14 protein-coding genes are annotated in these 13,613 nt (G+C 65.7%); 5 read left to right on the top strand and 9 right to left on the bottom strand.

The window, feature by feature from the left end; translation table 11 throughout:
* Positions 1-247 precede the first annotated feature (247 nt).
* The 4 genes from AC1ROB_RS11020 to AC1ROB_RS11005 form a co-directional block, all read right to left on the bottom strand.
* Entirely contained in the window at positions 248-964 is a 717-nt protein-coding gene (locus AC1ROB_RS11020; RefSeq protein ID WP_492971125.1) for a ribonuclease activity regulator RraA, read from the bottom strand.
* 25 nt (positions 965-989) lie between these two features.
* Positions 990-1,928, bottom strand: coding sequence for an SMP-30/gluconolactonase/LRE family protein (locus AC1ROB_RS11015; RefSeq protein WP_492971126.1), 939 nt, complete (start codon positions 1,926-1,928; stop codon positions 990-992).
* Entirely contained in the window at positions 1,928-3,667 is a 1,740-nt protein-coding gene (gene araD, locus AC1ROB_RS11010) for an L-arabinonate dehydratase (RefSeq protein WP_492971127.1), read from the bottom strand. Before araD ends, AC1ROB_RS11015 begins: the two co-directional genes overlap by 1 nt.
* A gap of 62 nt (positions 3,668-3,729) precedes the next feature.
* Entirely contained in the window at positions 3,730-4,698 is a 969-nt protein-coding gene (locus AC1ROB_RS11005) for a Bug family tripartite tricarboxylate transporter substrate binding protein (protein ID WP_492971128.1), read from the bottom strand.
* A 93-nt stretch (positions 4,699-4,791) separates the two neighbouring features.
* Here AC1ROB_RS11005 and AC1ROB_RS11000 point away from each other — a divergent pair, with 93 nt between their 5' ends.
* On the top strand, positions 4,792-5,499 hold the full coding sequence (locus AC1ROB_RS11000) for a GntR family transcriptional regulator (protein ID WP_492971129.1): 708 nt from the start codon (positions 4,792-4,794) through the stop codon (positions 5,497-5,499).
* Here the strand turns inward: AC1ROB_RS11000 and AC1ROB_RS10995 are convergent.
* The 3 genes from AC1ROB_RS10995 to AC1ROB_RS10985 form a co-directional block, all read right to left on the bottom strand.
* Positions 5,496-6,251, bottom strand: coding sequence for a sulfite exporter TauE/SafE family protein (locus AC1ROB_RS10995; RefSeq protein ID WP_492971130.1), 756 nt, complete (start codon positions 6,249-6,251; stop codon positions 5,496-5,498). The two genes, AC1ROB_RS11000 and AC1ROB_RS10995, sit on opposite strands and share 4 nt — an antisense overlap.
* A complete protein-coding gene (locus AC1ROB_RS10990) occupies positions 6,252-6,578 on the bottom strand; it encodes a ferredoxin family 2Fe-2S iron-sulfur cluster binding protein (protein WP_492971131.1) in 327 nt (108 codons plus the stop codon). It abuts the gene before it with no gap.
* Positions 6,579-6,745: 167 nt separating this feature from the next.
* A complete protein-coding gene (locus tag AC1ROB_RS10985; protein ID WP_492971132.1) occupies positions 6,746-7,891 on the bottom strand; it encodes a cysteine desulfurase family protein in 1,146 nt (381 codons plus the stop codon).
* A gap of 149 nt (positions 7,892-8,040) precedes the next feature.
* Between AC1ROB_RS10985 and AC1ROB_RS10980 the strand changes: the two genes are divergently transcribed.
* Positions 8,041-8,721: an alpha/beta hydrolase gene (locus tag AC1ROB_RS10980; RefSeq protein WP_492971133.1), complete on the top strand. Its 681-nt coding sequence runs from the start codon at positions 8,041-8,043 to the stop codon at positions 8,719-8,721.
* A 202-nt stretch (positions 8,722-8,923) separates the two neighbouring features.
* Here AC1ROB_RS10980 and AC1ROB_RS10975 read toward each other — a convergent pair whose 3' ends face one another.
* A complete protein-coding gene (locus AC1ROB_RS10975; RefSeq protein ID WP_492971134.1) occupies positions 8,924-9,754 on the bottom strand; it encodes a hypothetical protein in 831 nt (276 codons plus the stop codon).
* A 140-nt stretch (positions 9,755-9,894) separates the two neighbouring features.
* Here AC1ROB_RS10975 and AC1ROB_RS10970 point away from each other — a divergent pair, with 140 nt between their 5' ends.
* The 3 genes from AC1ROB_RS10970 (at position 9,895) to AC1ROB_RS10960 (ending at position 12,449) form a co-directional block, all read left to right on the top strand.
* Positions 9,895-10,371, top strand: coding sequence for a GNAT family N-acetyltransferase (locus AC1ROB_RS10970; RefSeq protein ID WP_492971135.1), 477 nt, complete (start codon positions 9,895-9,897; stop codon positions 10,369-10,371).
* Positions 10,372-10,509: 138 nt separating this feature from the next.
* Entirely contained in the window at positions 10,510-11,949 is a 1,440-nt protein-coding gene (locus AC1ROB_RS10965; RefSeq protein WP_492971136.1) for a hypothetical protein, read from the top strand.
* Positions 11,950-11,999: 50 nt separating this feature from the next.
* Positions 12,000-12,449: a GNAT family N-acetyltransferase gene (locus tag AC1ROB_RS10960; protein WP_492971137.1), complete on the top strand. Its 450-nt coding sequence runs from the start codon at positions 12,000-12,002 to the stop codon at positions 12,447-12,449.
* Here AC1ROB_RS10960 and AC1ROB_RS10955 read toward each other — a convergent pair whose 3' ends face one another.
* Positions 12,450-13,532 carry an anhydro-N-acetylmuramic acid kinase gene (locus AC1ROB_RS10955; RefSeq protein WP_492972204.1) on the bottom strand — a complete coding sequence of 361 codons (1,083 nt, stop codon included), beginning with the start codon at positions 13,530-13,532 and terminating at the stop codon, positions 12,450-12,452. It lies immediately after the preceding gene.
* Positions 13,533-13,613: the final 81 nt, after the last annotated feature.

Genomic DNA, 13,613 nt, shown 5'->3' with positions numbered 1-13,613 from the left:
CCGGCCGCTTGAACAGCGCATATTTCGCATTCCACGGCCAAAATCAAGGTTTAGTCGGAATGCACAATAATGCAGTGTTTAAAAGCGCGCCTTCGTACCGGCGGCGGCACCATATTATTTTAAGTATAAAATAATTCTGAGGCCGCGCAAGCAGGTTTTAACCGCACCAGCCGCAGCTTTGCCGCCATGCAAATAGGCCTTCGCGCAAAGCGCAATGGCGGAGGGTGTCGGTTATTGTGAGGCTTCCTTACCGGCCCTTCTGCTTGCGCCAGGCTTCGAAATCCACCTTGGTCTGCGGATCGGTGGCCGGATAAAGCCCGCGGATCGAGCGGCCGCCCAGCACCTGCTCGGTGACGAAATCCTCAAACGCCGTCATCTCGACGGCTTCGGTGGCGATCTCGTCGGCGATCTCCGCCGGGATCACCATGACGCCATCGGCATCGCCGACGATCACGTCGCCGGGGAAGACCGCCGCATCGCCGCAGCCGATCGGCACGTTGATGTCGATGGCTTCATGCAGCGTCAGGTTCGTCGGCGCAGAGGGACGGCTGTGGAAGGCCGGAATCTTGAGCTGCGCGATCTCGCCGGAGTCACGGAAGCCGCCATCGGTCACCACGCCGGCCACGCCGCGCACCATCAGGCGCGAGATCAGGATCGAACCGGCCGAAGCGGCACGCGCATCCTTGCGGCTGTCCATCACCAGCACGGCGCCGGGCGGGCAGATCTCCACCGCCTTGCGCTGCGGATGCTCGGGATTCTGGAACACCGTGATCGGATTGCGGTCCTCGCGCGCCGGCATGTAGCGCAGCGTGAAGGCCTCGCCCACCATGGTCGGCAGCGACGGGTTGAGCGGCACCACATCCTGGATGAACTGGTTGCGCAGGCCGCGCTTGTAGAGCGCGGTGGCCAGCGTCGGCGTGCTGACGGTCTTCAGCTTGGCAAGGGTTTCGGCTTTGAGAGTCACGGGAAGGTCCTTCTTTTTTAAAAACTCAAGACAGCGTCGCGCCCTGGGTATCCACATACAGCGCATAGAGCGACTGGCTCGAGGCCATGAACAAGCGGTTGCGCATTTCGCCGCCGAAACACAGATTGGCGCAGCGTTCGGGCAGCGCGATGCGCCCGATCCCCTTGCCGTCGGCGTTGAACACCATCACGCCGTCCAGATCGTCGCTGCCCATGCCCCAGCCGCACCACAGATTGCCGCCGGTATCGACACGGAAACCATCGGCCGTGCCGGCACCGCAGTCGATCAGCACCTTGCGATTGGTGAGCGTCTTGCCGCCCACCACGTCATAGGCATGGATCAGGCGGTTCGGCGCGGCCAGCGACTCAACGATATAGAGCCGGCTTTCATCGGGCGAGAAGGCCAGGCCGTTCGGCCCGTTCAGGCCCTCGGCCGCCACGCTCAGATCGCCGGTCGCCGGATCGAGGCGGTAGACATGCTGCGGTAGCTCGGACTGCCCCTTGCGGCTTTCGTAATTGCTGTTGACGCCGAAGATCGGATCGGTGAACCAGACACTGCCGTCGGATTTCACCACGATGTCGTTCGGCGAGTTGAAGCGCTTGCCCTCGAAGCGGTCGGCCAGCACGGTGATGCTGCCATCGTATTCCGTGCGGGTGATGCGGCGCGTCTGGTGCTCGCAGGTGACCAGCCGGCCCTGGCGGTCGCGCGTATTGCCGTTGGCGTAATTGCTGGGCTTGCGGAAGACGCTGACCGCACCGGTCTGCTCGTCCCAGCGCAGCATCTGGTTGTTCGGGATATCGCTCCAGATCAGGCAGCGCTGGTCGCCGAACCACACCGGACCTTCGGCCCAGCGAAAGCCGGTGGCCAGCCGTTCGACCGCCGCCGTGCGCAGGCGCAGCTTCATGAAACTGTCGTCCAGCACCTGCACGGCCGGATCGGGATAACGGGCCGATGGTGTCCACATCAGAAGATGTCCGGTTCGCGCACCGGCGCACCGAAGCCGGTTTCGAGGAAGTCGAAGTCGCAGCCCTGGTCGGCCTGCTTGATATGCTTGCTGAACATCCAGCCATAGCCGCGCTCGTAGCGCACCTCGGGCTGCTGCCAGGCCGCCTTGCGTTTTTCCAGTTCAGCGTCGGACACATCCAGCGTGATGGTGCGCTTGTCGACATCGAGCGAGATGATGTCGCCATTCTTCACCAGCGCCAGCGGTCCACCGATATAGGATTCCGGCGCCACATGCAGAATGCAGGCGCCGTAAGACGTGCCGCTCATGCGCGCATCCGACAGCCGCACCATGTCGCGCACGCCCTGCTTCACCAGCTTCTTCGGGATCGGCAGCATGCCCCATTCCGGCATGCCCGGACCGCCGAGCGGACCCGCATTGCGCAGGATCAGGACGTGATCCGCCGTGACGTCGAGATTCTCGTCATCCACCGCCTTTTTCATCGACGGATAATCGTCGAACACCAGCGCCGGGCCGGAATGCTTGAGGAAACGCGGATCGCAGGCGCTCGGCTTGATCACGCAGCCATCGGGCGCCAGGTTACCCTTCAGCACCGCCAGCGCACCCTCGGCATAGATCGCCGTCTCCACCGTACGGATGACATCATCGTTATGCACGGCAGCATGGGCGATATTCTCGGCCAGGGTCTGGCCCGTCACCGTGACCGCGTCCAAGTGCAGATGATCCTTGATGCGGGTCATCAGCGCCGGCAGGCCGCCGGCATAGAAAAAGTCCTCCATCAGATAGTCTTCGCCCGAGGGACGGATATTGGCGATCACCGGAACTTTACGCGACGCGATCTCGAAATCGTCCAGCGAGATATCCTGGCCGGCGCGGCGTGCCATGGCGATCAGATGAATGATGGCGTTGGTCGAGCAGCCCATGGCCATGGCGACGGCGATGGCATTCTCGTAAGCCTTGCGGGTCTGGATCACCGTCGGCACCAGGTCTTCCCAGACCATGTCGACGATGCGGCGGCCGCAATCGCTGCTCATGCGGATGTGGTTGGCATCGGCGGCCGGAATGGAGGAGGCGCCCGGCAGGGTCATGCCGATGGCCTCGGTGATCGCCATCATGGTGGCGGCCGTGCCCATGGTCATGCAGGTGCCGTAGGAGCGCGCGATGCCGGCCTCGATGTCGTTCCATTCCTGGTTCGAGATATTGCCGGCGCGGCGCTCGTCCCAGAATTTCCAGGCATCCGAACCCGAGCCGAGGATCTTGCCCTTCCAGTTGCCGCGCAGCATCGGCCCGGCCGGCAGGTAGATCATCGGCAGGCCGGCGCTGGTGGCGCCCATCAGCAGACCCGGCGTGGACTTGTCGCAGCCGCCCATCAGCACCACGCCATCCACCGGATGGCTGCGGATCAGCTCCTCGGTCTCCATCGCCAGCATGTTGCGATAGAGCATGGTGGTGGGCTTCACAAAGCTTTCCGAGACCGAGATGGCCGGCAGTTCGATCGGCAGGCCGCCGGCCTGCAGCACGCCGCGCTTCACGTCTTCGACGCGATGCTTGAAATGCGCATGGCAGGGGTTGATGTCGGACCAGGTGTTGACGATGGCGATCAGCGGCTTGCCGGTCCATTCGACGCTGGCATAGCCCATCTGCATGATGCGCGAGCGGTGACCGAAACTGCGCAGGTCGTCCGGCGCGAACCAGCGGGCGGAACGGAGCTGGTCTGGGGTCTTCTTCTTGCTGGCCATGGTTTACTCGTCAGAAAAAGAAATAGGGCGGACATGATGTCCGCCCCGGGGACTGCCTTCAATTACTCCGGCGTGATTTTGCCGACTTCGATCACGGTCTTCCAGCGGGCGATCTCGGCCGTCAGGAAGGTCTCGAACTCCTTGCCGGTGTTGGCGACGACATCGAAACCGATATCGTTGAACTTCGCCTTCATGTCCGGCGCGGTCAGGCCGGCGATCATGTCCTTCTCCAGACGGGCGCGGACGGCCGGCGGCAGGCCCTTGGGCGCAGCCGCTGCCTGCCAGGAATAGACTTCCACATCCTTCACGCCGGCTTCGGCCATGGTCGGCACGTCCGGCAGCGCGGCATTGCGCTTGTCGGCGGTGACGGCCAGCGCCTTCAGCTTGCCGCCGCGCACATGGTTGGCGATGGCGCCCAGATTCTGGAAGGACACATTAGCATGGCCGCCGATCAGGTCGGTGATGGCCGGCCCGCCGCCCTTGTAGGGCACATGCACGCCCTTGGTGTTGGTCTTCTGCAGGAACAGTTCGGCGGTCAGATGGTCGGACGAGCCGGTGCCCGACGAGGCGAACGACACCTTGTCCGGGTTCTTCTTCAGATACTCGATCAGCTCGGCCACGGTATTGGCCGGGAAGCCCGGATAGGCGACCAGCACATTCGGGGTGCGCACGGCCACCGTGAGCAGGTCGAAGTCCTTCAGCGGATCGTATTTCAGATCCTTGAACAGCGCCGGATTGATGCCGAAGACGCCGATCGAGCCGACCAAGATGGTGTAGCCATCGGGTGCGGCCTGCTTGAGCAGCGTGGCGCCGAGCGAGCCGTTGGCGCCGGCGCGGTTATCCACCACCACGGTCTTACCCAGGCTTTCGGTCAGCTTGGACGCCAGGTTGCGGCCGGCGATGTCGGACGAACCGCCCGCCGGGAAGGGCACGATCATGGTGACGTTGCGGTCAGGATATTGCTGGGCCAGCGCGGGGCTGGCGACAGCCAGCGCGAGGGCAGCCGCCCCCATCAGGGATTTCAGGATCATGGTCTCGTTTCCTCCAAGGTTCTTTGTTTATGAGTCGGATCAGACCACTAATGCATTAGTGCGTCAATTGCCGAACCATGCTAGAAGCCTGCCATGACCGTGGTCGTCACCCCCTTCGCCCTTACCCCGCTCCGGGACAAATCCCGGCAGGCCGCCCCGCAGGTCTTCGATCACCTGCGCGACGCCATCATCAATCTGGACCTGGTGCCGGGCACGGTGCTGTCGCGCCAGGAACTGCAGCTGCGGTTCGGCCTCAGCTCCACGCCGATCCGCGATGCGCTGATGAAGCTGGCCGAGGAAGCGCTGGTCGATATCTTCCCGCAGCACGCCACCATGGTGAGCCGCATCGACCTCGATCATGCCCGCCAGGCCGCCTTCCTGCGCCGCTCGGTCGAGGTGGAAACCGTCCATACGCTGGCCAGCGCGCCCGATACAGGACTGATCGAACGCCTGCGCCAGACCCTGCGGCTGCAGCAGGCCTTCGGCGACAATGGCGACCTGGCGCAGTTCGATGCGCAGGACCGGCTGTTCCATCGCCAGATGTATGAGGCGGCCGGCGTGCCGGACCTGTGGGCGCTGGCGCGACGCAACAGCGGCCATATCGACCGCCTGCGCCGCCTGCATCTGCCCATGGCCGGCAAGGTGCACCAGATCATGCGCGACCACACCGCCATCGTCGATGCCATCGCCGCCGGCGATCCGATGGCCGCCAGCCGCGAAGTGCGCGCCCATCTGTCGCGCTCGCTGGCCTTCGTGGAAGGCATCCGCGCGCAGTATCCGGCCAGCTATTTCCGCGACTAGTTCAGCCGCGCCAGCCCCGAGGCCAGCATCGCCAGGCCGGACGCGGTCAGCAGCCCGAGCACGATGCGGCGGAAGGCCTGCTCGCTGATGCCGATATAGAGCTTTGCGCCGAGCAGGCTGGGGATCAGCATGGCCGGCAGCACCACGGCCAGCAGCGGCAGGGTCTGCCGGGTGACGATGCCGGTGGCGACATAGCTGCCGAAGGTGACGGCCAGGAGCGCCAGGTTGAACGTCTGGATCACGCTGCGCTGGGTGTCCTTAGCCATGCCGCGCAAGGTGCACCAGAGCGTCGGGATCACGCCGGAGAAGCCGCCGATCCCGCCCAGCACCCCGCCGACCAGACCGATGCCGCCATCGGCGGCCCGGGCCAGGCCGGCATGGGCGATGGCGATCCGGGGCAGCCGGGGCGCCAGCAGCATCAGCGGACAGACCACAATCAGCAGGCCGCCGAGTGTGATCTTGAAGACCTGCACATCCAGCAGCGGCAGGATCCAGACGCCGACCGGGATTCCGGCGAGGCCGCCGGCGACGAAGGGCAGTAGCAGGCGCCAGTCGAAGCCGCGCCGCAGCGTGACGGCGGCGAGCACCTGGCCGGTCAGGCCGCCGGCGACGGCAAGCGTCGCGGCGAGCTGGGGCTCCAGCCACCAGGCCCAGACCGACATGGCGACCAGGGCGAAGGCGAAGCCCGAGAGACCCTGGACGAAACCGGCGAGCGCCGCACCCAGGGCGACGACCAGGATCAGGCTGTCCACTTACATCATGTTCCGGGTGGCGGTCGGCAGGCTGACCACCAGGCCGTCGAGCGCCTCGGTGATGATGAGCTGGCAGCCGAGCCGGGAGGTCTTGGTCAGGCCGAAGGCGAGGTCGAGCATGTCTTCCTCGTCGGGCTTGGCGGCGGGCAGCTTGCCATACCAGTCCGGGTCGATGACCACATGGCAGGTCGAGCAGGCCAGCGAGCCCTCGCAGGCGCCCTCGATATCCACCCCATGCTTGTGGGCGACTTCCAGCACCGAGAGGCCGACAGGCGCATCGACTTCGACGCGGCTGCCATCGGGCTGGACAAAGGTCATCTTCGGCATCGACTGCTGATCTCCTGAAAGGCCGCCCGGATATATCGTCTGGCAGCCGAACCGGCAACCGATCCGGCCCGGGTTTTCCCGCCCGCCCTTTTCGCCTAAATCACTTCAATATGAAACATAATATCATTTATAATCATAAAGATAATATAAATATATCATGTTTTAGATTACTTCCGTTTGCGCGCCCAGAAGCCGGCCCAGATCTCGATGGCCCGCTCGATATCCTCAGGCCGGGTATCCCAGCCGAGGCTGAAGCGCACGGCCTCGCGGGCGACCTGTTCGGACAGCCCCATGGCGGTCAGCACATGGCTGGGCGCGACCTTGCCCGAGGAACAGGCCGAGCCGGCGGAGACCGCCAGGCCGGCCAGGTCGAAGGCCATCACCTGGGTCTCGGCCGGCACGCCCGGCATGCCTATGCAAAGGGTGTTGGGCAGACGCCCGAGCCGGGCATCGCCGCCATGGATGGGGGCCTCCGGGCATGCCGCCAGCAGGGCGGCCTGGAGCCGGTCGCGCAGCGCCAGCGTCGTCTTCATTTCCACCAGGCCATAGGGCGCCGCCGCCGCGGCGGCCCCGAAGCCGGCGATGCCGCCCAGGTTCTCGGTGCCGGCCCGCATGCCCTGCTCCTGGCCGCCGCCGCGGATCATCGGAGCCGGGGCCCAGTCGTCGCGCAGCACCAGGGCCCCCACCCCGGTGGGGCCGCCGAGTTTGTGGCCGGACAGGGTGAGGAAGTCGCAGCCGAGTTTCCCCAGGTCGACCTCGATCTTGCCGGCCGCCTGCACCGCGTCGCAGAGCAGCAGGCCGCCGGCCGCATGGGTCAGCCGGGTGGCCGCGGTCACCGGCTGGATCGCGCCGGTCTCGTTGTTGGCCAGCATCAGGCAGACCAGCGCCGGCTTCGGCAGGGTCGCCAGCGCCTCTTCCAGGGCGGTCTGGGCCAGCACGCCATCGGACTCGGCCGGCAGCTCGCGGCAGCTCAGATTGAAGGGGGGCAGCCCGAATTCGCGGGCGGGGCGGAGCACCGAGTCGTGCTCGATGCCGGCAACGATGACGCTTTTCACCCCAGCCTTCTCGACCGCCAGGCGCAAAGCGAGATTGTTGGCCTCGGTGCCGCCGCCGGTGAAGACCACGCGCCGGGCCTCGGCGCCGACCAGCGCTGCCACCTGGGCCCGCGCAGTATCGGCGATTCCCCGCGCCGCACGGCCGAAACGGTGCACCGAAGACGGGTTGCCCGGGGCCGCCAGCGCCGCCAGCAGCGCCGCGCGGGCCTCAGGCCGCAGGGGTGCCGTAGCGTTATAGTCCAGGTAGGTGACGTTCATTTCCTGCTTTTAAGCTTGAATTTCGCTCTGCCGAGTATGGTAAAACCCAAGGGACCGGACCCTAAGGCCCGATCAACCGATTATCCAGCGCCGGCGATGTTACGCTGCGGCGCCGGCAGCCCCAGAAGCGGCGAAAGTGACGTACCGTAATGCCTGATATCATTTTTCCTGGTCCCGACGGACGGCTGGAAGGCCGTTACCATCCGGGCCCGGAAGCCAATGCCCCGATCGCCCTGATTCTTCATCCGCACCCGCTGTATGGCGGGACGATGAATAACAAGGTGACCTACAACCTGTTCCATGTCTTCGCCAAACGCGGCTTCTCGGTGCTGCGGTTCAACTTCCGCGGCGTCGGCCGCAGCCAGGGCAGCTTCGACCAGGGCATCGGTGAACTCTCCGACGCCGCCTCGGCGCTCGACTGGCTGCAGAGCTTCAACGCCAATGCCTCGGCCGTGTGGATCGCCGGCTTTTCGTTTGGCGCCTGGATCTCGATGCAGCTTCTCATGCGCCGCCCGGAGATCGACGGTTTCATCTCGGTGGCACCGCCGGCCGGCATGTTCGACTTCGGCTTCCTCGCGCCCTGCCCGTCTTCGGGCCTGATCATCCAGGGCACCGAGGACAAGATCGTGTCGGAGAACGAAGTGTCCAAGCTGGCCCAGCGCCTGGCGCTGCAGAAGGGCATCAAGATCGACTACAAGAAGGTGGCCGGCGCCGATCACTTCTTCGAAGGCAAGCTGGACGAACTCACCGCCGCCGCCGACAAGTATGTGAAGGCCAGCTTCCTGCCGACCTCCGCCCGTGCCGGCAAGGGCGCCCAAACCGCGAGCTGATAGCTGGCGGCCAGTTAAAAGCTGGCGGCGCCATTCCCATCTTTTTTCCGTCATGCCAACGCGCCAGCGGTGGCATCCACGTCTTTGCCTGCGCGGCGACAGCCGCACCGCGACAACCACACCGGCGGCCGCACAGTCGTGGATGCCACGCCAGCGTGGCATGACGGGTAGTGGATTTCGCGATCCCCGCGCCAGGCGGCATTCACCCCGGCGGCTCGTCGGGGAAAGTGACGCCGGGCAGCGGGCGGCCGTAGATATCGGTGAGATCGACAATCGTCGGATTCGGATGCGGCGGGCGATGATCGCGCAGCGCCGCGCGCGGACGCGGCGGTGACGATGCTGCTGCAACCGGCGCCATGGCCGCCGGGACGACCTTATCCGGTGCTATTGGAGTCTTATCCGACGCTGTTTGAGTCTTATCTGGCGCTATTGGAGTCTTATCCGGCGTTATTTGAATCCTGTCTGGAGCCGGCACCGGCGCATCGGCGCGAACAGCAGACTCCGCCGGCAGCGGGTTGGCGGCGACATGGCGGGCGAGCGCCGCGCGGCTGGCCGCCACGAAGGCGTCCATTTTCACCTTCTCGGCTGCCAGACGCTGACGCAGTTTCTGACTTGGATAGCGCCCGCCCGTGGCGCGCAGCTGCTCGACCGGACCCGGCGTCGCGCCATCGCTGCCGGCGCCAGGCTTTGGTTGCTGCGGCATCACATCGGTCAGCCATTGCAGATGCGCGCCCTCGGGCGGTGCATCCTGCAGGCAGCGCTGCACGACCGCGCCCGGCAGTGCTGCGTCATACTGGATCTGCGCCAGCAGACGCCGGCGATCCATGGCGCGCTGGATATGCACGGCAAAGCGCAGGCTGTGATGCAGATGCTTCCACAGCCGCTCTTCGCTGATGCCAAGCGCGGCGGCGACCGCATCCGGACGGCCGCCCTCCACCAGCAGGGTGGCGCCCCGCTTCCAGTCGATCCGGTGCCGCCGCATTGGCTGGGGCGCGGCATCCGGGTTTGTCGCCGGTTCGAGAATTCCGCTCATGTCAGGCCTCCTTGGTCAGAGGCGGATCATGATAGCGCGGAAATCGAGAAGTTAGAACAAAAAAAGAATAAATAGGAATTAAAAGTCTTGCCCTCAACAATAGCCTTTACGTTACAGAGGCTTAGCCATTTACTGCCGGCATGTCCGTCCCGCCCCTCATCCGCCCCGCCAGTTCCGACGATGTCGCCGGCCTGAGCGCGCTGGTCCAGCGCACGGTGCGGATCAGCAATGCCGCCGATTACAGCGCGGCGACCATCGCCGCGATCTGCAGCAATTTCACGCCCGACAAGGTGCTGGAGAAGATGGGCATGCGCGACGTCTTCGTTGTGCTGCTGGACGGCACGCTCCGCGGCACCGTCAGCCTGGGCAATATCCGCGGCGAGAGCGGACAGCTGCATTCCATGTTCGTGGCGCCCGAACAACAGAAGACCGGTCTCGGCCGCGCACTGGTGCGGCATCTGGAACGGCATGCGCAAGACGAAAAGCGGCTGCGCGAGCTGTGGCTGCTGTCCTCGCTTACCGCGCGGCCCTTCTACGAGCGGCTCGGCTTCCGCATGCTGCAGGCCGAACGGCAGGGCGATATCGACATGTGGCGGATGACGAAGTCACTCGCCTGACGACTGAAACAGGCGAAAACTGCCATTTCTCCGGTTTTGACATATCCGGAAAGTTAGCTTTCTCCGCCTTGGGGTAACCGGGAAGTTCTCTGGGCAGTTTCCATATCCGGCTCATAGTGGGAGCAGGAGGAAGCGATCATGTCTGCCCTGCACCGGATGAAAAACTTTCTGTTTGGCGGCGACGAGACGGAGACCGCATCGAGCAAGGCGCCGACGGCACCCCGGCTCAAGGTGGTCTCCAGTCCCGCACGCCTGTCCGGCAAGATCCAGGCCGGCAATCTGCAGATGATCGGCCTGCAGGCGATCCGCGAGGCACTGGGCGATGAATGGCCGCAGCGCCGCGACAGCATCAACCAGATCGTCGACGGTGTGATCCGTCACCGTCTCGATGCCGGTGACGTGCATTACCATCTGGACAATGACGAATACCTGGTGCTGTTCACCCATCTCACGCATAGCCAGGCGAAAATGAAAGCGGCCGCCATCGCCGACGAGGCCGAGCGGCTGATCCTGGGCGAAGTGCCCGGCTGCGATATCCGCATCGCGTCCACCGTGGCCGAGGTCGACCGCGACTTCGTCACCAGCAAGGTCGGCTCGCTGCAGGACCTGCTGAGCCATGTCAAAGCCAACGGCAAACCGGCCCTGGCCGGTACCGACCCGGCGAACCATGCCGGCGAGGTGATGCTGTTCGACGACGAGCCGGTCTGCGCCGATCTGTATGAAAGCGCCGCTCCGTCAACCCGCGCGCCAGCCATGGGCGCCGGCCCCGACCTGGCCGATCTCGACCAGTCGCTCGACTGCCTGTTTCAGAAAAAGACCAGCGCCACCTTCCTCAAGGAATGCCAGGCCGCCTTCTATCCGAATTTCAGCACGCGGCGTCGCGCGTTTTCCTTCTACACCGTACATGTCACGCATATGCCCACTGGCCGTGCGGCCGATATCAGCGATCCGATGCTGGAAGACCCCGACGAGCTGGAATTCCTGCTGGACCGCTATCGCCTGACCACCGCGCTGCTCGGCCTGCACCGCATGGTGACCGGCGGCCACAAGGGCATGATCAGCATTCCGGTGTCGTTCCAGACCCTGGCGACGGCGCGCGCGCGCAATCTCTATCTGGCCCGTTTCAAGGACCTGCCGGCCGGCCTGTTCCGCAGCCTGTGCATCACCATCACCAATATCCCCGACGGCACGCCGGCCAGCCGCATCGCCGACGCGATCAACTATATCCAGCGCTTCTGTGCCGCCCGCGTCCTGCACATCGCGCCCGATGTGCGGCTGATCGACCTCTATGCCGGCACCGGCTGCCAGGGCTTCGTCACCGCGCTGCCGACCGGCATCACCGATACCGCGACCCGGATGCAGACCCTGTCCGCTTTCGCCAAGCGTGCCGCCTGGCACAAGATGGAAGCCATCCTGTGGAATGTGGCCCAGCCCGATGACATCAACCTGGGCACGGCTGCGGGCTTTTCCTTCCTGGTCGGCGATGCCGTGGCACCGATGCTGGCCACGCCAGGCCATCGCCAGGCCCTGCGCGCCGACCATATCCCGGACCGCGCGGCGAGCGCCCCCGCGCGCTGATAGCGAAATCGCTGGCCCGGACATGCGCGCCGCCCTATCTGGCGGTGCGCATGTTCACGCTCCCTGTCATCCGTTCCGCCACCGAGGCCGATGCGAAAGCCATCGCCGCCCTGATCCAGCGCACGCTGCGGGTCAGCAATGCCGCCGATTATTCCGTCGACGAGATCGCCGGGGTCTATGCCGGCTTCAGTGCCGGCCAGGTGCGCGAGCGCATGACGCGACAGGATGTCTTCGTCGCCGTGCTGGACGACGCGATCGTCGGCACGGTGGGTTATGGCCGCGGCCAGCTCTGGGCGCTGTTCGTGGCGCCCGAGCAGCAGCGGCTCGGGCTGGGCTCGCTGCTGGTGGCGCATATCGAGGCCCATGCGCGCGAGCGCGGCCGGCGCGAACTGGGCCTGACCGCGTCGCATACCGGCGTGAGCTTCTACGAGCAGCGCGGCTATCGCCGGCTCAGCGACCGGCCGCGCGCCGATGGCTGGCCGATGGTGAAGTCGCTGTAATCAGATGTTGTAAATCCGCCCGCCACTCACCGCCTGGCGCACGCCGGTCGTGCCCGGCAGGCTCAAGGGTAACCCGCGCACGCTGCGCGCCGCGAGATAGGCAAAGGCCTCCGCCTCCAGGCTGTCGCCGCGCCAGCCCACCGCCTCGACGGCTTCCACCGGCATGTTCAGATGCTGGGTCAGCATCTGCATCAGCGTCGCGTTATGGCGCCCGCCGCCGCAGACCAGGCAGCGCAGCGGCCGTTGCGGCAGATGGCTCAAGCCGCGCGCCACGCTGGCCGCGGTGAAGGCCGTCAGCGTCGCCGCGCCATCGGCGGCGGACAGAGGCTGCAGGACGTCCATGCCGAAGGCGTTGCGGTCGAGCGACTTCGGCGGCCTGGCTGCGAAATACGGATGCGCCATCAGCTGTGCCAGCGCGGCTGTATCGACCGCACCGCTGGCCGCCAGCGCGCCGCCGGTATCCTGCGTCCTGCCGGTATGGCGCAGCAGCCAGTCGTCGATCAGCGCATTGCCCGGGCCGGTATCGAAGGCGATCAGATCGTCGGCCTTGTCGCCGCCGATATAGGTGACATTGCCGACGCCGCCGAGATTGAGCACCAGCAGCGGCGCGGCCAGCTGCGCATGTCGGGCAAGGGCCAGATGATACAGGGGCACCAGCGGCGCGCCCTGCCCGCCCATCGCCACATCGGCGCTGCGGAAGTCGCTGACCGTGTTGATGCCGGTGAGCTTGGCCAGCATGGCGCCGTCGCCGGTCTGCCAGCTGCGGCGATGCGGCGCGTCGGGCTGATGCAGGATGGTCTGGCCGTGGAAGCCGAGCCAGGCCACATCGGCCGGCTGCAATCCGGCCAGGCTCAGCAGCGCCCGCACCGCCTCGGCATGGGCGATGGTAACCACGCGGCTGACCACCGGCACCTGCCCCGCCGCGCCGGCCGGAACGCCGAGCACGGCACGGATGCGGGCCCGGACCTCGTCCGGATAGGGCAGGGTCAGCGCCGGGCCGAATTCCGCAATGATTTCGCCATCGGTGCGCAGCAGGGCGGCGTCGACGCCATCCATCGAGGTGCCGCTCATCAGGCCGATCATCCAGGAAGTCTGCGGCAAGGCCGGGCGTCCAAAAGCTAGGCGATTCACGGCCTGTATGTTAGACCATCGCCCACCAATACC

The organism is Ferrovibrio sp. GW821-FHT12F09 (assembly GCF_058806775.1).
The sequence above is the reverse complement of the archived record's forward strand: the minus strand, read 5'-3'. Positions and strand labels throughout refer to the sequence as shown.